The organism is Pantoea sp. JKS000250, from assembly GCF_003201065.1.
Taxonomy (GTDB): Bacteria; Pseudomonadota; Gammaproteobacteria; order Enterobacterales; family Enterobacteriaceae; genus Pantoea; species Pantoea vagans.
Map to the genome: position 1 here is coordinate 418816 of NZ_QICZ01000002.1, position 20842 is coordinate 439657.

A 20842-nucleotide genomic window follows, 5' to 3' on the forward strand; every position below is an offset into this window, starting at 1 on the left:
TCATCATGAGCAATGCATCACAACTGATTGAATGGCGGCGTGAACTGCATACCTGGCCGGAACTGTCGGGTCAGGAGTTCGCCACCACCGCCCGGCTGCGGGGCTGGTTGCAGGCGGCGGGCATCCGGCTGCTCGACTATCCCCTTGAGACGGGTCTTGTGGCGGAAATTGGCAGCGGAGAGACCGTCATCGCGCTGCGCGCCGACATCGATGCGTTGCCGATCCATGAAGCGAGCGGCGTGCGTTTTCACTCCCGTCATCCCGGCGTGATGCACGCCTGCGGTCACGATCTCCATAGCGCGGTGATGCTGGGCGCGGCGTTACAGCTTAACGCCGGGGCCGATCAGTTGCCTGGTCGGGTGCGCATCCTGTTTCAGCCCGCGGAAGAGATAGCGCACGGAGCACGCCAGTTTATTGACGCGGGCGTGCTGGATGAGGTGCAGGCTATTTTCGGCATGCACAACGAGCCTTCACTGCCTGTCGGCACTTTTGCCACCCGCAGTGGGGCGTTCTATGCCAATACAGACAAATTTATTATTCGCGTTACCGGCAAAGGCGCACATGCCGCGTATCCGGAGCAGGGCGTCGACAGTATTGTCATCGCCAGTCAGATTATCCAGGCCTTACAGGGGCTCACCAGCCGCAGCTTCAGTGCGCTGGACAGTCTGGTGCTGAGCATTACCCGCATCGACGGCGGCAAAAGCTGGAACGTATTGCCGGGCGGCGTGGAGTTTGGCGGCACGGCCCGCACTCACGATTTGCAACTGCGTGCGGAACTGGAACAGCGGGTGCGTACGCTGGTTGAGCATTTTGCTGAAGCCAATGGCGCGCAGGCGACCCTGAGCTGGCATCCCGGTCCGCCGGTGCTAATCAACGATGCGCACTGGGCAACCTTCAGCAGTGACGTCGCGCAGCAGGCAGGTTATCGGGTGCAGTCCGCCGAACTGCATCTGCTGGGTGAGGATTTTGCGTTCTATCTGCAACAGGTGCCGGGTGCGTTTGTCAGCATCGGCAGCGCCAGTGATTTTGGTCTGCACCATGCCAGCTTCACCCCGGATGAGGCGCTGATTGCCCCCGCCGCCGACTACTTCGCGCGACTGGCCCGCCAGGCGCTGCAACACCTCAATGCGCGATGTCGGGAAGCCATTCTGAACTGAATTCATCTGCAGCCCGTTAAAACACGGGGGTTCTGACAACCCTCGTCGGGCATCGCTACGACTAAAAAAGAGAGAGCATCATGACCACAAGACAACTTCGGCTGGGCACTATTCTGCATGGCGCGTCGGGAAACATGTCTGCCTGGCGCCATCCGGCGGCGCAGGCCGATGCCAGCATTAATCTGGCGTACGCCAAAAAAATCGCCCGCAAGGCGGAGCAGGGCAAGCTCGATTTTCTGTTTGTCGCCGACGGGTTGTTTATCAATGAGAAATCGATCCCGCACTTTCTTAATCGTTTTGAACCGCTGACGCTGCTCTCGGCACTGGCGGGCGTCACGGAACATCTGGGGCTGGTCGGCACAGTTTCCACTTCTTACAGCGAGCCGTTCACCGTGGCGCGTCAGTTTGCCAGCCTCGATCACCTCAGCGGCGGGCGTGCGGGCTGGAACGTTGTCACCTCGCCGCTGGAGGGTTCCGCCAAAAACTTTTCCCGCGAGAAACACCCGGAACACGCGTTGCGTTACCGCATTGCCGACGAGTATCTGCAGGTAGTGAAAGGGTTATGGGATTCGTGGGAGCAGGATGCCTTTGTACGGGACAAGGAAAGCGGCCAGTTCTTCGACCCGGCGAAGCTGCACACGCTTGATCATCACGGCGACTTCTTCCAGGTGCAGGGACCGCTCAACATCGCCCGCACGCCGCAGGGCCGTCCGATTATCTTCCAGGCGGGTGCGTCCGATGACGGTAAAAAGCTGGCGGCGCGCCATGCTGACGCCATCTTTACCCATCAGCCAACCCGTGAAGAAGCCCAGGCGTTTTATCAGGATGTGAAACAGCAGCTGGTAGCGAACGGTCGTCAGCCAGAGGATCTGCACATCTTCCAGGGTGTCAGCGTGATCGTGGGCGATGATGCGGAAGACGTAGAACGCCAGTATCAGACCACGGCGGCGCTGGTGTCGATTACCGATGCACTTAACTACCTCGGTCGTTTCTTCGACCACCATGACTTTTCACAATATCCGCTGGATCAGCCGTTCCCGGACATCGGCGACATCGGTCAGAACAGCTTTCGCAGCACCACCGACGAAATCAAACGCAAAGCACAGCAGCATGGCCATACGTTGCGCCAGGCGGCACTGGAAGCCGCAACGCCGCGTCCGCTGTTTCACGGCACGCCGGAAGAGGTCGCGGATGGCCTGCAGCTCTGGTTTGAGACCCACGCCACAGACGGCTTCATCATTAATGGCGGCACACCCGATACCTTTGAGCGTTTTGTCGACCGCGTGGTGCCGATTCTGCAGGCTCGCGGCCTGACGCGCCGCGACTACCCTGGCAGCACCCTGCGCGACAGCTTCGCCCTGAAACAACCCGTTAATCAGTTCACCTCAAAATAAGAGCCTACCTCATGAAAAAAACATCGCGCCTTCTTGCCCTGCTTATTCTGGCCGCCAGCAGCCATGCGCTGGCTGAAGGCACCAGCGTTTCCTATAACGGCCAGCGCGTCAGCCTGGAAGCCAATAAAGCGCCGGTTAATACGGTGAAAAATCCTGACGCCATCGCGCAACTGCCCGCGGGACATCACTTTGTGGTGCCGGGCTCCTTTACCGTGGCCGTGGCGGCGCAGAACTCCCCGCCGCTGACGGTGTTTTCCGATGACAACAAAACCCTGCTCGGCAGCGAGGTGGATATTGCCCGACTGGTTGCGGACAGCCTGGGATTAAAACTTAACATCGTTCCCACGTCGTGGGAAGACTGGCCGCTGGGTGTGGCCTCGGGCAAGTATGATGCGGCGATCTCCAACATTACCGTGACTAAAGAGCGCAAAGAGAAGTTCGACTTCGCCACTTATCGCAAGGACTCACTCGGCTTTTATGTCAAAACCAGTAGCCCGATTCAGTCACTGACCAAAGCGGAAGATATTGCCGGACTGCGGATCATCGTGGGATCCGGCACCAATCAGGAGGCGATTCTGCTGGCGTGGGATAAAGAGAATCAGGCAAAGGGCCTGAAAGCCTTTACGCCGGTCTTTACCAAAGATGATGCCGCCCAGACCCTGGCACTGCAGGCGGGGCGAGCCGATGCCTACTTCGGTCCTAACGTGATTGGTGCCTGGAAAGCGGCGCTGACCGGTAAAACCCGACTGGTCGGCAGCGTGGATGGCGGCTGGCCAAAAGCGGCGCACATTGCCGTTACGGTGAAGAAAGGCAGCGGCCTCGCGGAACCGATCAGCACCGCGCTGAATGGCGTGATCAGCAATGGCGATTATCAGAAGGTACTGAACCGCTGGGGTGAAGGCGTTGAGCATATCGATCGTTCTGAAATCAACCCCGCTGGCCTGGGCGACTAAGGAGCTGACCATGAGTGAATCCACTTTCCGCGAAGTTTCGCCGGAGGCCCCCGAGCTGCAACCCATTCTGGGTGGTCTGTTTGGTGAATACTCGGCACGTTATGGCGACTTTTTCTCCCGACGTAACGAGCAGGAGCAGGAGCTGACAGAATGGTATCTGCCGCCGCAGGGACTGTTTATTGTGCTGGAGCGCGACGGCGAAATCATCGCGATGGGCGCTTACAAACCTTATGACCCGCAGACCGCTGAGCTGAAACGCATCTGGACCCGCAGCGATCTGCGCCGTCAGGGGCTGGCGCTGGTGGTGTTGCAGGAGCTGGAACGGCGCGCCCTGCAGGCGGGCTATCAGCGGCTGTTTCTCACCACCGGCTTTCGTCAGCCGGAGGCGGTGCAGCTTTATACCGGTCACGGCTATCAGCCACAGTTCGATCTGAGCGGCGATCTGGAGCGTTACGGCCAGCCGCCACATGACGGGCGACTGCGCTTTATTAAAGTGATCGGCGTGTATAACGTCGCTGCGGCAAGTTAAGGAGTGACGATGAGTAAACATCAACATCTGCAGGTGGTCCCGGCACGTTATCCGGCGCGCACCGCAGGCGCTATCCTGGCGCTGTTTATCCTGGCGGGCGTGATTCAGTCAGTGGCCTTTAACCCGCGCTGGGAGTGGGGCGTGTTTGCCCGCTGGTTTTTTGATCCGGTGATCCTGCACGGCCTGGGTCAGACGCTGCTCCTGACTCTGCTGGGCACTATTTTCAGCCTCTTCTTTGGCGGTCTGCTGGCGCTGGCGCGTCTCTCCTCGTCGTGGCTGCTGAGCACCTTAGCGTGGGGCTACATCTGGCTGTTCCGCTCGCTGCCGCTCATCGTGGTGCTGATCATTCTCTATAACTTCTCCTACCTCTACGACACGCTGTCGATTGGCATTCCGTTTACCGGCCTGTCGTGGGGCGCGTTTCAGACGATTAACGTGCTGGGCCAGTTCCCTGCGGCGGTAATTGGTCTGACGCTGGTGCAGGCGGCTTACAGTGCGGAGATTATCCGTGGCGGGATCCTCGGTGTCGATCACGGTCAGGTGGAAGCCGCTTCCGCGCTGGGGCTTTCCGCCTCACGACGGACCTTCCGCATCATTCTGCCACAGGCGCTGCGCGCCATTATTCCGACCGCATTCAACGAAATCATCAGCCTGGCAAAAGGCACATCCGTGGTTTATGTGCTGGCGATGCCGGAGCTGTTTTACACCATCCAGATGATTTACAACCGTAATCAGGAAGTGATCCCGCTGCTGATGGTCGGTGCCGCCTGGTATCTGATTATCACCACCGTCCTGTCCGTGATTCAGTATTACGTTGAGCGCTGGCTGGCCCGCAGCGTGAACCGTGAGCCGCAGCCTTCGCGCTGGCAACAATGGCGCAACCGCGTCACGCCACTTCATCCGACCGAGGAGATCAGCCATGTCCGAAGCCATTGATTACCGCACTTCACACACAACAGGTGCCATCAGTATTACCGGCGTGACCAAGCGTTTTGGTAAACACACAGCGCTGGATGATGTTTCGCTGTCGCTGGAGCCTGGATCGGTCACGGTGATTCTGGGGCCGTCCGGCTCCGGCAAATCCACGCTGCTGCGCACCATCAATCATCTGGAGCGGGTCGACGAGGGATTCATTCAGATTGATGGCGACTTCATCGGCTATCAGCAGCGCGGCGACAAGCTGTATGAACTCAAAGAGAAGGCGATTCTGCGGCAGCGTATCAACGTCGGCTACGTGTTCCAGAACTTCAATCTGTTTCCGCACCTCAGCGTGCTGGATAACCTGATTGAAGCGCCAATCGCCCATCGTCAGCTGACGAAATCTGAAGCGATAGCGCGGGCGGGTGAACTGCTGGATATTGTCGGCCTGCGCCATAAAGCCGATGCCTGGCCACGTCATCTGTCGGGCGGGCAGCAGCAGCGTATCGCTATTGCGCGCGCCCTGATGCTCAAACCCCGCGTAATGCTGTTCGATGAACCGACCTCGGCGCTGGACCCGGAGCTGGTCGGTGAAGTGCTCGATGTGATTAAAAAGCTGGCGCGTTCCGGCACCACGCTGGTGATTGTGACCCATGAGATCGGCTTTGCGCGTGAAGTGGCGGACAACGTGGTCTTTATGGTGGATGGCCGGATTGTTGAGCAGGGCAGCACCACGCAGGTACTGAACAATCCGCGCCATGATCGCACCCGCCGTTTCCTGGCGCGTGTGTTATGAGGGCGCTGACGTTAACAGCGCTGACGCTGCTCCCGGTGCTGAGCTGTCCGGCGGCGGAGAAGCTCGATGTGCTGAAAAATGAGACGCCAATTCATGCCCCGGCGAATCCGCAGGCGATCGCGAAAATCCCGGCTGACTTTCACTTTATCGAGCCTGGCACGCTGACGGTTGCGACCGCCGTAACTAACTCACCGCCGCTATCGCTGCTGGCGTCTGACAACGTCACGCGGATCGGCAGCGATCCGGACATCGCCAGGCTGCTGGCCGACAGCCTGGGGTTAAAGCTGAAGCTGGTTCCGGCCTCATGGGAGGACTGGCCGCTGGGCATCAGCGCCGGACGCTATGATGTCGCGATGTTTAACATTGCCGTTACTGAGGAGCGTAAGAAGAAGTTCGATTTTGCGACCTATCGCGCTGATAACCACGCCTTTGCGGTAAAAAGCGACAGTAAAATCAGCCAGATCAGCAGCCCGCCTGATATTGCCGGTAAACGGATTATCGTCTCATCAGGCACCAATCAGGAGCGCATATTACTGAGCTGGGATCAGCAGAACCGGGCTAAAGGTCTGCCCGCGGTGACGCCGATTTACCTTACCGATGATGCCTCAGCAACGCTGACGCTTCTGTCGGGACGGGCCGATGCGATCTTTGGCCCGCACTCGATGGCTGCCTGGAAAGTGGCGTCACGCGGTCAGACAAAGCTGGTTGGCAGCGGACCGTTTCGCGCCTGGGTTGCCGTGACCACTAAAAAGGGGAATGGCCTGGCACCCGCATTGCAGACTGCGCTGGATGGCACCATCACAGGTGGGCAGTATCAGCAGGTGCTGGCGCGCTGGGGTGAACAGGATGAAGCTGTGACGCACTCCACGGTGAATCCGCCGGGCATTGTTTACTGAGTCGGCAGAACCGGCTCTCCTGCTTAAGCCGGTTCTGCAATCTGATGACCACAGAATTGAACTACACTCTCCAGCGTTAGTGATTTATCCTGCCCGCCTGTTTTCGTAAAAAATCCTCACTGCGTGGCGGAGTAATTGACCTGGAAGCCCCATGAAAATCAGATTCCTTTCTGCCAATGAGCAAAAGCTGGCGGAGGTGCGTAAGATACTCGAGCCTGTCGGGGTCGAAGTATTACCCATAGCCCGTCGCATCGAAGAAATTCAGACTGAAAACGAGCTGGACCTGGTGCGTGATAAACTGACCAAAGCCTTTTCGCTGATTGGGCGACCGTTGTTTGTTGAGCATACCGGTCTCTATCTGGATGCCCTCAATGGTCTGCCCGCCGGTCTGACCCGCATCTTCTGGAACCGCCTGGACGCTGAGCGCTTTACCGCGCTGGTGCAGGGACTGGACAGCCAGGCCGTGACGGCCAAAACGGTGCTCGGCTACTGCGACGGCCGCAAAATGTATCAGTTCTCGGGTGAACTGCGCGGCACCATCGCCGCGAAACCCGCCGGGACGCGCGGCTTCCAGTGGGATTGCGTGTTTATCCCCGAAGGCTATGAGCAGACTTTTGCAGAAATGGGCGAACTTAAGAATGAGATCTCGATGCGGCGCATCGCGCTGGATCGCTTCGCCACCTTTTTAAAAACCTCGCGGGGAGTGGCATGAAACCTGAACTCAAACGCGCCTATGATTCCGGCAAGCTGATTCTGTTTGCCGGTGCCGGTATTTCGCGTAATTTTGGCCTCCCCGAGTGGCATGAACTGATTGCTCACCTGGCTAACGAGCTGGGTTACGATCCCAAAATCTTCAATACCTACGGTACGCACCTGTCGCTGGCGGAGTATTACAAGCAAAAGAAAGGCTCGCTTGGCCCGCTGCGCAGCTGGATGGATCGCGAGTGGCACCGGCCGGATATCGATGTCCGGTCTTCTGAAATTCATACCATGATTACCCAGGGTAACTTCTCGCGCATCTACACCACCAATTACGATCGCTGGCTGGAAGCGGCGCACGAGGCGCACGGCGTTCCCTATTACAAAGTGGCAAACGCCGCTGACCTGGTCTCCCTGACCGAGGATAAGCGTCACATCATCAAGCTGCACGGTGACTTCGATGATGACACCTCTATCGTGCTCGATGAGAGCAGCTATTTTGAACGCCTCTATTTTGACTCACCGCTCGACATCAAACTGACCCATGACGTAATGGGCAACTCCGTGCTGTTTGTCGGCTACAGCATCAGTGATTTCAACATTCGTCTGCTGTTTTACCGTCTGACCAAGATGTGGGGCCGCACCGGGCTGGCGACGGCCCGGCCAAAATCGTATCTGTTCACTAACCGTAATAACCCGGTAGCCAAAGAGGTGCTGGGGCAGTGGGGGATCGAGGTGATCGTTTCCGAAGAGGACGATCCGCGCAAGGCACTGGCGATGTTCCTTGAAGAGTTGCTGGTGTAGTCAGCGTAACGTCCGGCAGAAAAGCGACAGGAAAAAGAAAAAAACCTGCGTCCGGTTAAGGTTAGCTCGGGCATAACCGATAAACTCTATTCTCTGCTGGCAAAGCATAACCGGCATGATATACTGTATGTATACACAGTACCTGAGGGCGAAAAGATGGCTGTTGAAACAAAATTTGTTGTAGTCAGAAAGGGTGAAGAGAAGATGACGTTTGCCAATAAGAAAGAGGCCGATGCCTACGACAAAATGCTCGATATGGCCGAAGCCTTCACTGACTGGCTGTTACAGCATCAACCTGCACTGGACGAATCTCAGGCAGAAACGCTGGGCCTGCTGATTGCCGAGCAGAAAGATGCGGTTCAGCATATTCTGCGCACCAGCAAACTGCCGGACGTGGCCGCAGGCGCGACGAAGCCTGAAGCCGTGGCAGAAGAGGGTGCGGATGATCAGGCGGAAGAGCCTGCTGCGAAGAAAGTACGCGCCGTTAAAGCTGCCTGATTGCCACAACGCCGGAAGCGAACCTTCCGGCGTTGCTGTTTCTGATTGACGGGTCATCTGATCTTTTGTCAGGTCATTCAAAACAAATCCTCCTGTCGTTCCCTTGCGCTGACTCCCCGCCTGCAATCTCCATGTAAATCACGAAAATCAGCCAGCTATATTTTTTAAACTCAGCGCTATAGCATCAATCAGGATTCAACAATCTGGGTTTTGGATCATTAATTTTTAAGCTTTTGACGCCGGATGACTATTTTAATTCTACTGATAAAATCAATCTTAATTAAATGAATTAGCAAGAAAACTAATATAACATTCCCTGATGGGTTTCTTACCTCATTTAGATTGTTAATTTACACCAGCCCTATGAAATGAGAGATATCAATTGTTAATTGGCTCACATTTTTTGTGAAATAATCCGACAGTGCTATTCAATTTAAAAAAGCAGTGTTAGGGTAGAGCCGTTTTCAGCGAAGGGTTGTTACTGGATAACAGGCAAAACCTAAGCGTTCCGCAGTCTTTACCACTGTGGGGTGCTTAGGTTTTTTTTTGCCTTAAATTTACTCTGGCATGCCGTAAGTCATTAATAACCTGCGCGATAATGACCCGGCGTATTCAGGCCGGGGAAACATGAGGTAGATGACAGGAGGTTAAGGACTCTCCTGCGAACTGTACATCATTAAAATCAAAACAGGTTGCTAAGATGAAATATAAAAGCATGCTGTGCGCACTCTCATTATTGACCTTTTCTCCCTTGTCGACGGCGCAGGAATGGAGCGGAACGGTATTAGGGTTTGAATCTCCACCGGATCCTGTTTTGGGTGATATGTATGGCCTTCGTAAATCGCTTAACGATAATGGATTTGCTTATAACCTGGGTTATCTGAATGAAATTGGCTGGAATGGCGGCGGTGGCTTCAATCATGCCTCACACGTTGCTTATATCGATCAGTTTGCTTTGACCTTTAATCAGGATTTGTCGCGCTGGACAAATATTCCCGATGCACGTATCGAAGCGAATATCGTTAATCGTAATCACAACGACGATCTGACCACCCGACGCGTGCAGGATCCGCGGATGAATGTTAACGATCTTACGCAGGAGAGCTGGGGCGGGCAATCGATCACCCGCCTGGGCTGGCTGACTTTTGCCCGAAGTTTCGATGACCGCAGGATGACATGGCGTATCGGAATGATGAACAAGGTTCAGACCTTCGATCAGATCATACCCTGTGATTTCCAGATGCTTTCTCAGTGCGGTGGAAAATCTGCTAACTCACTGACCTGGAACAACTGGAACGTGCACACGTGGGGAACCACGCTCGAATACCGGTTTACACCTGTTGTGACGTTAAAAGGGGGAGTAATGGAGCAGAACCCGGATGCTGCGAGCCGTCATCACGCCTGGAGTGGCTCAACCAGGCGCAGCAAAGGTGTCCTGCTGCCGGTAGAAATCGAAGCCCGCCCGATCATTAACGGCCTGCCGGGTGCCTACAACCTGGGGGTGGTTTTTACCAATGCCCCGCAAACTGACCTCTATCGCGGCCGGTCCGGTGGTGCGGGAGCCAGTGATCCCGGCGGTTATGCTTCTCATAACCGGACATGGTTTCTTTACGCCGGACTTAATCAGCAACTGACGCGACATCAGGATGACGCCAGTCGCGGGTTAAGTACTTCATTCAGTATGAGCCTGGCCGATCAGCGCACTAACTACATGCATTCGGTCTATGCCGCTTCACTCCGCTATCGGGGACTGTTTGACGCCCGTCCGGAAGACTGGATTGGTTTTGGCCTGACCTGGACGGACATGAGCAGTCAGTACGCGCGAAATCAGCGCTATATGAATACGATAGGTGGTGTTTCGGACTACCACGATACGGCATATCATCCGGTGCCCGGCCATTCGCTAAACAGCGAGTTCTATTACCGTTTCCGCCCCGTTTCCTGGCTGGAACTGCAACCCGGGATTCAGTACTGGCATCATCCGGCGGGCATATCCCATACGCAGGATGCCTGGGTGACTGAGCTTAAAACGGTCGTAAATTTTTAGGCGAATAAGAGGATTACGATCGCTGTCACGCTTTTTGTTCTGACCGATTGAGGTCACGACGAAAACTGATAGAGTGCCGGAACTGGATTGTTACTGCTTAGGCAGGCAAAACCTGATTTCTGGCCTCTGCCGGATGTCAGGTTTTTTTGTTTCTGGGGTTCCGATGAAAATCGCCAAAATTCTGAATAATAACGTGGTGATGGTTCAGGATGAGCAGGGGCGCGAGCAGGTCGTTATGGGCCGTGGGCTGGCCTTTCAGAAGCGCGTCGGTGACAGTCTCAATGACGCGCAAATTGAGAAAGTGTTTGCACCACAAAGTGATCTGCTGGTCCGTCGGCTGGAGGAGTTGTTACATCAAATCCCGCCTGAAGTGATGACGACCTGCAATTGCATCATTGATCTTGCGATACAGCGTCTCGGGAAACTGCAGGAGAGCCTGTATATCACGCTGACCGACCACTGCTTCTTTGCCATTGAAAGACAAAAAAAAGGTCTGGCGATTAAAAATGTGTTGCTGTGGGATATTAAACGTCTCTATCCCAAAGAGTTCGAGCTGGGGCAGGAGGCCAGGGCACTCATTTTCCGTCGGCTGAATGTCGAACTGGCTGAGGATGAAGCCGGATTTATCGCGCTTCATCTGGTAACGGCACAGCTCCATAACGAAATGCCGGAAGTCATGGATGTCACGCGGGTAATGCAGGAGATTCTGCAACTGGTGAAGTATCAGTTGCAGCTGGAATATAACGAATCGTCACTGAGTTACCAGCGGTTTGTCACTCATCTGAAGTTTTTTGCTCAGCGGATGCTGACGCGAACCGTGGTCGACGATGACGATGTGTCGTTGCATACGGCAGTAAAAGATAACTATCCAAAAGCCTGGAAATGCGCGGTGAAAATCGCGCAGCATTTGCAACAAAGCTATCAGCGTGAGCTGACCGCAGAAGAGATCATGTTTCTTGCCATTCATATCGAGCGGGTGAGAAAAGAAGGGTAATAAGCCCTGTAAACCGGATTGTTACTGCTTAATGCAGGCAAAACCTGAGCGCGGCCTCTGAAAGGAGGCCGTTCTCAGGTTTTTTTATTTTTGGCTCAGTCAACGGATGTCCATGGACATCCGTTTAAGGAAATCGAGATGGAATATCACACGCTGGCGCAGGATATCCTCGGCCATATTGGCGGCAGGGAGAACATCGTAAGTCTGGTGCATTGTGCTACCCGGCTTCGTTTTAAACTGAAAGATAACCATAAAGCCGATGCGGAAGGACTAAAGAAAAATCCGGGCATCATTATGGTCGTCGAAAGCGGCGGGCAGTTTCAGGTGGTGATTGGCAACCACGTTCATGATGTCTGGCTGGCTGTCCGTGCCGAAGCGGGACTTTTGGATGAGGCCCCTGCATCAGCCGAAGATAAGAAGTCAGGTAATCTTTTCAGTCGCCTGATCGATGTTGTGTCCGGCATTTTCACGCCCTTTATCGGGATTCTTGCCGCCTCCGGTATTCTTAAAGGCTTGCTGGCGCTGGCCGTGGTTTGCGGCTGGCTGTCTGTTGAAAGCGGAACCTACAAAATCTGGTTTGCGGCAAGTGATGCCCTGTTTTACTTTTTTCCGCTGGTGCTGGGCTACACCGCGGGTAAAAAGTTCGGCGGTAATCCCTTTATCACCATGGTGATTGGCGGGGCGCTCACCCATCCGACGATGATTGCTGCTTTCAATGCCAGCCAGCAGTCCGGCGCCATGATGGATGCGTTTCTCGGTATTCCTGTAACCTGGTTTAATTACAGCGCGTCGGTTATACCTATTATTCTTGCCGCTTGGGTGAGTTGCTGGCTGGAAAAACAGAGCACCCGGCTGCTGCCCGCCTCCATGAAGAACTTTTTTGCCCCGTTGATCTGTCTGAGCATCACGGTGCCGCTGACTTTCCTGGTAATTGGTCCACTGGCCACGTGGCTGAGCCAGTTGCTGGCGAACGGCTACCAGTGGATTTATGCGCTGGCTCCGTGGCTGGCTGGGGCGGCCATGGGCGCGCTGTGGCAGGTCTGTGTGATTTTTGGTCTGCACTGGGGACTGGTGCCACTGATGATCAACAATCTGGCCGTTCTGGGGCATGACTCGATGCTGCCTATGCTGTTACCTGCTGTCATGGGCCAGATTGGTGCGGCGCTGGGGGTTTTGCTGCGCAGCCGTGATGCGCGTCAAAAGGTGCTGGCGGGGTCATCCGTGACCGCGGGAATATTTGGTATCACTGAACCTGCTGTCTATGGTGTTAATCTTCCTCTGCGTCGCCCCTTTATCTTTGGTTGCGTAGCCGGCGCAATCGGCGGTGCCGTTGTCGGCTTCAGTAACACCCACGTTTATTCCTTTGGCTTCGCCAATATCTTTACCATCGCTCAGATGATCCCGCCTGGCGGTGTCGATGCCACATTATGGGGCGGAATTATCGGCTCGCTGCTGGCTCTGCTCCTGAGCTGTGCCATTACGCTGGTGGCGGGTATGCCTCGTAACAGCACGCCAGACACAGTAACCCCGGTGATGCCTGGCGAAGACGACATACTCTCACCGATGACCGGCACCGTACTGGCCCTTGATCAGGTGCCGGACGCGACGTTTGCCAGTGGCCTGCTGGGACAGGGCGCGGCCATCATTCCTTCTGACAACAAAGTCATTGCGCCCTTCGCGGGTGAGGTTGCCTCCCTGTTTCAGACCCGGCACGCCATCGGCTTGCTGAGTCATAGCGGGATTGAGCTGCTGATCCATGTGGGTATCGATACCGTCCGGCTCGACGGCAAACCTTTCACGGCACATGTTCAGGCTGGCGATAAATTTAAGCCCGGCGATCTGCTGCTGGAGTTCGATCGTCAGGCCATTCTTGATGCCGGGTATGACCTGACAACCCCGATCATTATTACTAACAGCGATGAGTATCGTGAGGTGATGAAAGTTGCAGGAAACACTGCGACTGCAGGAACACCTTTACTCAGCATCATTCATCGATAAAAGGAGAACAGGATGAAAACTTTCCCGGATTCATTTTTATGGGGCGGTGCTGTTGCCGCTAATCAGGTTGAAGGCGCATGGCGTGAAGAGGGCAAAGGCCTTTCCACCTCTGACGTCCAGCCACAGGGGATTTTTGGCCCGGTCGTGGAGCGCGTTGCGGGGAGCCAGAGCCTTAAAGATGTGGCGATCGATTTTTACCACCGCTACCCGGACGATATCAGGCTGTTTGCAGAGATGGGCTTCGGCTGTCTGCGGGTTTCAATTGCCTGGACGCGTATTTTCCCGAACGGTGACGAGCAGCAACCCAACGAGGCTGGCCTGGGTTTTTATGACCGCTTATTCGATGAACTGGCAGCGCATAACATCACTCCGATCGTGACCCTGTCACATTATGAAATGCCCTGGAATCTGGTTAAGCAGTATGGTGGCTGGGGCAACCGTCAGGTCATCGGATTCTTTGAACATTACGCGCGCACGGTGTTGGACCGTTATCAGAAGAAAGTCAGCCTCTGGCTGACATTTAACGAAATTAACATGTCTCTGCATGCGCCGATGACCGGCGTGGGTCTGCCGGAAACCAGCAGCCTGGGCGAAATTTATCAGGCGATTCACCATCAACTGGTCGCCAGTGCGCTGGCGGTTAAAGCCTGTCACGAGATCAACCCGGATGCCAGCATCGGCAATATGCTGCTGGGTGGTTTGGTCTACCCGCTAAGCTGTAAACCCGACGATGTGCTGGAAGCGCTGCAGGACAACCGGAAATGGCAATTTTTTGGCGATGTGCAGTGCCGGGGAGCTTATCCGGGCTATATGTTGCGCTTCTTCCGCGACAACAACATTCTGCTGGATATTACGGATGCCGATCGCCAGATACTCAAATCGACCGTCGATTTTATCTCGTTCAGCTACTACATGTCCGGCTGTGTTACCGCCGATGAGGCGCTGAATGAGAAGATGCGCGGTAATATTCTGAGCATGGTGCCTAATCCCCATCTTCAGAGCTCTGAATGGGGCTGGCAGATTGATCCGGTCGGGTTGCGTACCTTGCTTAATCTGTTGTGGGATCGTTATCAAAAGCCGCTGTTCATCGTTGAGAACGGACTGGGTGCCAAAGACATTCCTGATGCCACCGGCGTCGTGCAGGATGACTACCGCATCAGCTACCTCAACGATCATCTGGTGCAGGTGCGTGAAGCGATTGAAGATGGTGTTGAGGTCATGGGGTATACCAGCTGGGGGCCGATCGATCTTGTGAGCGCATCTAAAGCGGAACTGTCTAAACGCTACGGTTTTATTTATGTAGACCGCGATGACAACGGGGAAGGTTCGCTGGCGCGCAGCCGTAAGAAAAGCTTCCACTGGTATAAAGAGGTTATTGCGACAAACGGGGCCTCACTCAAAGAGTAATTGCCGCGCTCAGTGGTACATCGAGGCTGTTGCGATGTACCTCCTATTCTAATCCCGCTCAGTCCGTCTCGCGGGTAACAACCTGATAGCGCGTGCTTCGTCCGCCACCCTCCAGCCGGTAGAGACAGCCTTTCTCTACCAGATCCGCCAGATGACGGGTCGCGGTCGCTTTACTTACTTTAGCTACCTTCTGATACTGACTGGCGCTGATCCCCAGTTCAAAACCCTGCTCACCGCCGTCAAGCAGCCGGTTCAGTACTTTTACCTGTTCCACGCTCAATCCCATTCCCTGATGACGTAGCCAGAAACGCGCTTTCATCCGGGTGCGATCGATAACGTTCATCGCCTGCTTCAGGCTCTCATCCAGGATATCAAGAAACCACACCAGCCAGTCTGTGATATCAAGGCCGCCTTTCTGCGTCTGCTCAAGAATGCGGTAATAACCGGCACGCTGCGCCAGAATGGCGGGCGACATGGCATATAGGCGGATGCTCTGGCTGTCGGCCTGCGCCAGTGCCAGATCGGTTAACGCACGCGTGATACGCCCATTACCGTCATCAAACGGGTGCAGGGTGACAAACCAGAGATGACAGATGGCGGCGCGCAGCAGCGGGTCCAGCATCACGTCATGCTGACTACTGTTGAACCACTCAATAAACTGTGTCAGCTGCGGCTCCAGTCCCTGTCGCGGCGGAGCCTCAAAATGCACCGTAGGGCGATCGATGCGGCCTGAGATCACCTGCATCGGCTCACTGCCGCGCAGCGTGCCGACGCTCAGGCGCTGCACCGTCCATTCATCTGCCGGGAAAAGCCAGTGATGCCACTGAAATAATCGTTCAGGCGACAGTGGCTGGCTTCGATTGTTGATGGCATCCAGCATCATGGCGGCCAGTCCTTCTGAGCGATCGGAGACCGGATAAGGCTGTTCTTCCGTGACGCCCAACCGGCGCGCCAGCGATGAGCGTACTGACTGCACGTTTACCCGTTCCTCTTCAATCGCGGAAGAGGAAAGGATATTACTCAGCAGAGTATCCAGCGTCTGCGAATCACTGTCTGACTGCAGGCTGGCTCGTCCCAGCAGCAACCCGCGCTGCTGCTGCAGATGGCGCAGGCGCGGTAGCAGAACGGCATCCTGCCATTGAAAATCGGGCCAGTCCGGCTGCTGCCAGATCCAGTAAACGCTCATAGTGGGCTCACAGTAAGAGGAGATGAGCCGAATAGAGTTTGCTATTCGGCTCACATAATGAGTCGATAATAGCGAATATCCGGCTCACAGGCCAACCGAAAGGAATTAAGAACAAAAAAAGGACCCGAAGGTCCTGTTTTCTTAGCGGGAGAACTGCATAAAGGTGTCTGAATAGTAGTGAACGATCCAGGCAACATACGCCAGCCAGACAACCATCCCAATGGCTAATCCTGATTTACCGATCATTGATCTCTCTCCACAGTGACAAGGGGCTACAGCAACTGTTGACATAAACTGACAGTAAAAGCAGGCAGCAGTATTGTTGCAGATCAAAAAAAGCCAGTTCATACGCAGCGCCATATCTTCTTTGCGATCAATTTCCCTGAAAGACTCACAGTCAGACAGGCAGCCCGCCAGAATTACGGTAACTAAAGTTCAAAAAAACGCCGCCGATAGATGATCTCAGGAGCAACGTAATCACAAGGAGGGAAAGAAACAGATAAATTCCAGGGGAATCACTATGGCCAGTCAGTTAACACATAAGAAAAGAATGAGTACCCGTGCGCAGATGCTCATCATGGGTGGTTTGACAATCATGCTGGGATTTACCGTGACTATCGGCGTCCTCAGCTGGCAATCGGGTAAAGAACAAAAGGTACTCGCAGAAAACTATCTGCAGCAGATAGCACAGAGCCGTGCGCTTCAGGTGCAGCAGGAGCTGGGTCATGCCCGTGATGTTGCCAGTCATCTCGGGCAAAGTCTGATTGCGCTGCCGCAGGCGGGTATCACCGATCGCAAAGTTGCCGATAAAGTCATGGAGTATGCGCTGCGCGCTAATCCTGATTATCTGTCGATGTCGGTAATATTCGAACAGAATGCATTTGATGGTCGCGATGCCGGGTTCGCATCACAGCCGGGCCAGGCACCACAGGGACGCTATGCCTTTTTTGTGGATCGTGACGCGTCAGGTAAATACGCGATGCATCCGCTGCTCTCCTATCTGACGCCGGGTCAGGGCGATTACTATCTGATCCCGCAAAAATCACAAAAAGATACGCTTACCGAACCTTACAGCTATGCCTATAACGGCGTGCCGACACTTCTGACTTCTGTGGCTGCCGCGGTTATCGATCAGGGCACCTTAAAAGCTATCGTCACCTCTGACATTTCACTGGCCTCACTGCAGCAGAAAGTGAATCAGATCAAACCCTGGCAGGGTAGCGGCTATGCGCTGTTGCTCTCGAATGGCGGAAATGTGGTGTCCTCGCCAGTGAAAGAGGAAGCCGGTAAACCCTGGAAAGGCGAAAAAGATGGCTTTACGACGAAAGTCGTACAGCATTTTGATGCCGTGCTGGGCGAAGAGGCATTAGTCACCTGGCAGCCGGTGGTAATTGGTAACAGTGACAAACCCTGGTATCTCGGCGTCGTCGCACCGGTCAGTCAGGTGATGGCTGCTGCCAACCGGCAACTGATGTGGGCACTGCTGTTGATGGTGGTGAGTATTCTGCTGGTCGGCACCGTACTGGGCATGCTGTTCAGTCGTAAGGTGCTGCGGCCGATTGGCGGCGAGCCGATTGAAGCGGCAAATATTGCGCTGGCCGTCGCGGATGGCAAGCTGGATAACGCGATTGCAGTGAAAAACGGCGATCGCAGCAGCCTCTTCTTTGCGCTTCATACTATGCAAAGCCAGCTCCGGCAGATTGTCGGGCAGATTAAAGATTCCAGTGAATCTGTACGACAGGGCGCGGGCGAAATTGCAAGCGGCAACCTCAATCTGGCGTCACGCACTGAAGAACAGGCCGCCGCACTGGAGCAGACCGCAGCCAGCATGGAGCAGATCAGCGCCACGATCCGCCTGAATGCCGACAATGCGCAGCAGGCGACCAGCCTGACTGAAAACGCGACGCACATTGCCAGTCGCGGTGCCTCGCTGGTGGGCGAGGTGGTACAGACCATGGCGCAGATCGATGACAGCTCGAAAAAGATTGGCGACATTACCACGATGATCAATAGCATTGCCTTCCAGACCAATATTCTGGCGCTCAACGCGGCGGTAGAAGCAGCACGCGCCGGTGAGCAGGGCCGCGGTTTTGCGGTGGTCGCGTCGGAAGTGCGAAATCTGGCGCAGCGCAGTGCTAATGCGGTGAAAGAGATCGGCGCACTGATTGAAGAGTCGAGCGTACGTGTTGAGAGTGGCGTCCGGCTGGTAAACGATGCCGGTAAGACCATGCAGGAGATGATGCAGGCGGTGAATTCGGTGCAGGGGATTATCGGTGAGATCGTTACAGCGTCAAGCGAACAGGCGCGCGGCATCAGCCAGGTAACGATTGCGGTCAATGAAATGGATGGCGTCACCCAGCAGAACGCCGCGCTGGTGCAGCAGATGTCGGCGGCCGCCAGTTCGCTGGAAGACCAGGCGCAGCAGCTGTCGCAGACAGTGGAGCAGTTTCATCTGGCGTAAAGCGGACGTATGCTCCCTGAGCCCATATCTGCTTCACAGAGTAAAAACCCGCCAGCGGCGGGTTTTTTTATCATTGTTCCGTCAGCCGCACACCGCTGCGGGCATCGAACAGGTGCATCTTATCCGGATTCACGGTCACCGGCAGCGTGCCGCCCGGCACGGCATCGCTCCGACCAGTCAGCTGCATATGCAGCGGGAAACTCTGCCAGTTCAGATGTAATAGTGTCGACTCGCCGGTAATCTCCACAATATTCACCGTCGCCGGTTGCCCGCTGGCGTCAAAAATCAGATCGTGGGGTCGTACGCCCAGCGTCACCGGCTGATCGGCCTGCTGCCGCGCGGCGTGGTGCCAGCGACCGGGCAACGGTAGCCACTGCTCGCCACAACAGACGCCGGGCAGACCATCGCGAGGCTGGAAATGCGCATCCAGCAGATTCATCGGCGGTGAACCGATAAACCGCGCCACAAAGGTGTTAACCGGCCGGTCGTAAATCGCCAGCGGCGCACCCTGTTGCACAATCACTCCATCTTTCATCACCACAATCTGATCCGCCAGCGTCATCGCCTCGACCTGATCGTGTGTCACATAGACCATCGTAGTTTTGAAACGCTGGTGCAGAGACTTAATCTCGGCGCGCAGCTCCATGCGTAACTGCGCATCCAGGTTAGAGAGCGGCTCATCGAACAGAAATACCTGCGGATTGCGCACCATCGCCCGACCCATCGCTACACGCTGCCGCTGTCCGCCAGACAATGCGCGTGGATAACGCTGCAGCAACTGATCGATACCCAGAATAGCCGCGATACGGGCAATTTTGCTTTTCTGCTCCTCACGCTTCACCTTCTTTACCTGCATGTGAAATGCCAGATTTTCGGCAACGGTCAGGTGTGGATAAAGCGCATAGCTCTGAAACACCATCGCGATATCCCGGTCGGCGGGATCGAGGTCGTTGATCTGCTTTTTATCCAGCATAATCGCCCCGTCAGAGACGCTATCCAGACCGGCGAGCAGCCGCAGCAGGGTAGACTTGCCGCAGCCAGAGGGACCGACCAGCACGGTAAAACTGCCGTCGGGAATGGTTAAATCGAGCGGATGCAACACGCTCTGCTTTCCGTAGCGCTTTGCCACCTGTACAAGTTCAACACTGGCCATGGTCAGCGCACCTCATTGGTTAATTGGAGTTGTTGCCAGCTGGGATAGCGACGCGGAGAGCTGCTTATCGCCAGTGAGGCCACTTCAATGCCCCAGCGCAGCGCGGTGAGCGATGACTGGCGGTAGAGCAGTGCAGCCAGAAAACCGGCATTAAAACTGTCTCCGGCACCGATGGTATCCACCACCGTTACCGGCTGGGCGGCGGCAAACTGGACAGAGGCGGCGGACCAGAGACGTGCGCCCTCTGCGCCACACTTGATCACACAGCCGCCGCGACCACTGAGACGGGCGGCCAGCTGTTTACCGCTTTGCTCCAGCAAATCTGCGCCTGCTAAACCCAGCGCTTCAACCTCATTCAGCAGTAGCCAGTCGCAGTCCGCCAGCCATCCGCCCATCTCCCGACGAAGCTCATCGCTCCAGCCCGCAGGCGGCCAGCCGGTATCCACGGCCACACTGAAGCCACGCTTTTGTAGCTCGGCTAGCAGCACCGGATAGTGGTCATAAAGTTCAAGACAGAGAAAGGTGCCGCACAGCAGCACGATGTCGCCCGGCGTCGCCTGCAACGGCAGCTGAGCCAGCACATCGTCCGCGGTCAGCACGGTAATATGGCCGTGATTGCTCAGAAACGATCGTTCGTTATCGGGATGGGTAACGCCCACCGTCAGCGAGGTCTCACAGGCGTAACGCGGCCAGTGTGCGGCGCTGTGGGGAAAGTGACTGGCGAGCCAGTGGCTGAAGCCATCGTCGCCCTGATTAGCGATGGCCCGATGCGGCACCTGCATCGCCTCCAGCGCCAGCGCGCAGTTACCCGCAGACCCGCCGGGACGTAGCTCGCTGTGCTGCAGCATCACTTCCGTGCCGCGTTTCGGCCAGTCGCTGAGCGTACTCATGATTAAATCAACATTGATATTGCCCACCACATAGAGCGTGGGCGCGATGGTCTTGTCCATAA

18 protein-coding genes are annotated in these 20842 nt (G+C 55.6%); 15 read left to right on the forward strand and 3 right to left on the reverse strand.

Annotated elements, in window-relative coordinates:
* Positions 1 to 5: 5 nt before the first annotated feature.
* The 14 genes from BY447_RS21835 (at position 6) to BY447_RS21900 (ending at position 15090) form a co-directional block, all read left to right on the forward strand.
* Positions 6 to 1157 carry an amidohydrolase gene (locus BY447_RS21835; protein WP_110332224.1) on the forward strand — a complete coding sequence of 384 codons (1152 nt, stop codon included), beginning with the start codon at positions 6 to 8 and terminating at the stop codon, positions 1155 to 1157.
* An 80-nt stretch (positions 1158 to 1237) separates the two neighbouring features.
* Positions 1238 to 2551, forward strand: coding sequence for an LLM class flavin-dependent oxidoreductase (locus BY447_RS21840; RefSeq protein ID WP_061060764.1), 1314 nt, complete (start codon positions 1238 to 1240; stop codon positions 2549 to 2551).
* 11 nt (positions 2552 to 2562) lie between these two features.
* Positions 2563 to 3504: an ABC transporter substrate-binding protein gene (locus BY447_RS21845; RefSeq protein ID WP_110332225.1), complete on the forward strand. Its 942-nt coding sequence runs from the start codon at positions 2563 to 2565 to the stop codon at positions 3502 to 3504.
* A gap of 10 nt (positions 3505 to 3514) precedes the next feature.
* Positions 3515 to 4033, forward strand: a complete 519-nt coding sequence (locus BY447_RS21850; RefSeq protein WP_110332226.1) for a GNAT family N-acetyltransferase — start codon at positions 3515 to 3517, stop codon at positions 4031 to 4033.
* Positions 4034 to 4042: 9 nt separating this feature from the next.
* Positions 4043 to 4969, forward strand: coding sequence for an amino acid ABC transporter permease (locus BY447_RS21855; protein WP_033785119.1), 927 nt, complete (start codon positions 4043 to 4045; stop codon positions 4967 to 4969).
* The gene (locus tag BY447_RS21860; protein WP_110332227.1) at positions 4953 to 5747 is read left to right on the forward strand and encodes an amino acid ABC transporter ATP-binding protein; all 795 of its coding nucleotides are present in this window, start codon (positions 4953 to 4955) and stop codon (positions 5745 to 5747) included. Before BY447_RS21855 ends, BY447_RS21860 begins: the two co-directional genes overlap by 17 nt.
* Positions 5744 to 6643 (forward strand): ABC transporter substrate-binding protein, encoded by a 900-nt coding sequence (locus BY447_RS21865; RefSeq protein WP_110332228.1) that lies wholly within the window; start codon positions 5744 to 5746, stop codon positions 6641 to 6643. The genes BY447_RS21860 and BY447_RS21865 overlap by 4 nt, the downstream gene beginning before the upstream one ends.
* Positions 6644 to 6794: 151 nt before the next feature.
* A complete protein-coding gene (locus BY447_RS21870; RefSeq protein WP_110332229.1) occupies positions 6795 to 7355 on the forward strand; it encodes a non-canonical purine NTP pyrophosphatase in 561 nt (186 codons plus the stop codon).
* Positions 7352 to 8146 carry an SIR2 family protein gene (locus BY447_RS21875; RefSeq protein WP_010247078.1) on the forward strand — a complete coding sequence of 265 codons (795 nt, stop codon included), beginning with the start codon at positions 7352 to 7354 and terminating at the stop codon, positions 8144 to 8146. The genes BY447_RS21870 and BY447_RS21875 overlap by 4 nt, the downstream gene beginning before the upstream one ends.
* Before the next feature lie 156 nt (positions 8147 to 8302).
* On the forward strand, positions 8303 to 8644 hold the full coding sequence (locus BY447_RS21880) for a YebG family protein (RefSeq protein ID WP_013196294.1): 342 nt from the start codon (positions 8303 to 8305) through the stop codon (positions 8642 to 8644).
* Between the two features lie 715 nt (positions 8645 to 9359).
* Complete coding sequence (locus BY447_RS21885; protein ID WP_323859539.1) at positions 9360 to 10691, forward strand: carbohydrate porin; 1332 nt, start codon at positions 9360 to 9362, stop codon at positions 10689 to 10691.
* Between the two features lie 163 nt (positions 10692 to 10854).
* Positions 10855 to 11685: a BglG family transcription antiterminator LicT gene (licT, locus tag BY447_RS21890; protein ID WP_013196291.1), complete on the forward strand. Its 831-nt coding sequence runs from the start codon at positions 10855 to 10857 to the stop codon at positions 11683 to 11685.
* Positions 11686 to 11823: 138 nt separating this feature from the next.
* Positions 11824 to 13683 carry a PTS beta-glucoside transporter subunit IIABC gene (gene bglF, locus BY447_RS21895; RefSeq protein WP_110332231.1) on the forward strand — a complete coding sequence of 620 codons (1860 nt, stop codon included), beginning with the start codon at positions 11824 to 11826 and terminating at the stop codon, positions 13681 to 13683.
* 12 nt (positions 13684 to 13695) lie between these two features.
* Positions 13696 to 15090 carry a glycoside hydrolase family 1 protein gene (locus tag BY447_RS21900; RefSeq protein WP_110332232.1) on the forward strand — a complete coding sequence of 465 codons (1395 nt, stop codon included), beginning with the start codon at positions 13696 to 13698 and terminating at the stop codon, positions 15088 to 15090.
* 58 nt (positions 15091 to 15148) lie between these two features.
* Here BY447_RS21900 and BY447_RS21905 read toward each other — a convergent pair whose 3' ends face one another.
* Positions 15149 to 16276 carry a Fic family protein gene (locus BY447_RS21905; RefSeq protein ID WP_110332233.1) on the reverse strand — a complete coding sequence of 376 codons (1128 nt, stop codon included), beginning with the start codon at positions 16274 to 16276 and terminating at the stop codon, positions 15149 to 15151.
* A gap of 520 nt (positions 16277 to 16796) precedes the next feature.
* Between BY447_RS21905 and BY447_RS21910 the strand changes: the two genes are divergently transcribed.
* Positions 16797 to 18737, forward strand: coding sequence for a methyl-accepting chemotaxis protein (locus tag BY447_RS21910; RefSeq protein ID WP_033785110.1), 1941 nt, complete (start codon positions 16797 to 16799; stop codon positions 18735 to 18737).
* 70 nt (positions 18738 to 18807) lie between these two features.
* On the opposite strand, the gene BY447_RS21915 is transcribed toward BY447_RS21910, so the two are convergent.
* Both BY447_RS21915 and BY447_RS21920 read right to left on the reverse strand, forming a co-directional pair.
* Entirely contained in the window at positions 18808 to 19890 is a 1083-nt protein-coding gene (locus BY447_RS21915; RefSeq protein WP_110332234.1) for an ABC transporter ATP-binding protein, read from the reverse strand.
* A gap of 2 nt (positions 19891 to 19892) precedes the next feature.
* Positions 19893 to 20840, reverse strand: coding sequence for a carbohydrate kinase family protein (locus BY447_RS21920; protein WP_110332235.1), 948 nt, complete (start codon positions 20838 to 20840; stop codon positions 19893 to 19895).
* Positions 20841 to 20842 lie beyond the last annotated feature (2 nt).

Excerpts from the sequence above, each read along its gene's own strand:
- licT (WP_013196291.1), top strand. The coding sequence starts at position 10,855 with ATGAAAATCGCCAAAATTCTGAATAATAACGTGGTGATGGTTCAGGAT.
- BY447_RS21880 (WP_013196294.1), top strand. The coding sequence starts at position 8,303 with ATGGCTGTTGAAACAAAATTTGTTGTAGTCAGAAAGGGTGAAGAGAAG.
- BY447_RS21865 (WP_110332228.1), top strand. The coding sequence starts at position 5,744 with ATGAGGGCGCTGACGTTAACAGCGCTGACGCTGCTCCCGGTGCTGAGC.
- BY447_RS21920 (WP_110332235.1), bottom strand. The coding sequence starts at position 20,840 with ATGGACAAGACCATCGCGCCCACGCTCTATGTGGTGGGCAATATCAAT.
- BY447_RS21850 (WP_110332226.1), top strand. The coding sequence starts at position 3,515 with ATGAGTGAATCCACTTTCCGCGAAGTTTCGCCGGAGGCCCCCGAGCTG.
- bglF (WP_110332231.1), top strand. The coding sequence starts at position 11,824 with ATGGAATATCACACGCTGGCGCAGGATATCCTCGGCCATATTGGCGGC.
- BY447_RS21870 (WP_110332229.1), top strand. The coding sequence starts at position 6,795 with ATGAAAATCAGATTCCTTTCTGCCAATGAGCAAAAGCTGGCGGAGGTG.
- BY447_RS21840 (WP_061060764.1), top strand. The coding sequence starts at position 1,238 with ATGACCACAAGACAACTTCGGCTGGGCACTATTCTGCATGGCGCGTCG.
- BY447_RS21855 (WP_033785119.1), top strand. The coding sequence starts at position 4,043 with ATGAGTAAACATCAACATCTGCAGGTGGTCCCGGCACGTTATCCGGCG.
- BY447_RS21875 (WP_010247078.1), top strand. The coding sequence starts at position 7,352 with ATGAAACCTGAACTCAAACGCGCCTATGATTCCGGCAAGCTGATTCTG.
- BY447_RS21915 (WP_110332234.1), bottom strand. The coding sequence starts at position 19,890 with ATGGCCAGTGTTGAACTTGTACAGGTGGCAAAGCGCTACGGAAAGCAG.
- BY447_RS21845 (WP_110332225.1), top strand. The coding sequence starts at position 2,563 with ATGAAAAAAACATCGCGCCTTCTTGCCCTGCTTATTCTGGCCGCCAGC.
- BY447_RS21900 (WP_110332232.1), top strand. The coding sequence starts at position 13,696 with ATGAAAACTTTCCCGGATTCATTTTTATGGGGCGGTGCTGTTGCCGCT.
- BY447_RS21905 (WP_110332233.1), bottom strand. The coding sequence starts at position 16,276 with ATGAGCGTTTACTGGATCTGGCAGCAGCCGGACTGGCCCGATTTTCAA.
- BY447_RS21835 (WP_110332224.1), top strand. The coding sequence starts at position 6 with ATGAGCAATGCATCACAACTGATTGAATGGCGGCGTGAACTGCATACC.
- BY447_RS21885 (WP_323859539.1), top strand. The coding sequence starts at position 9,360 with ATGCTGTGCGCACTCTCATTATTGACCTTTTCTCCCTTGTCGACGGCG.
- BY447_RS21860 (WP_110332227.1), top strand. The coding sequence starts at position 4,953 with ATGTCCGAAGCCATTGATTACCGCACTTCACACACAACAGGTGCCATC.
- BY447_RS21910 (WP_033785110.1), top strand. The coding sequence starts at position 16,797 with ATGGCCAGTCAGTTAACACATAAGAAAAGAATGAGTACCCGTGCGCAG.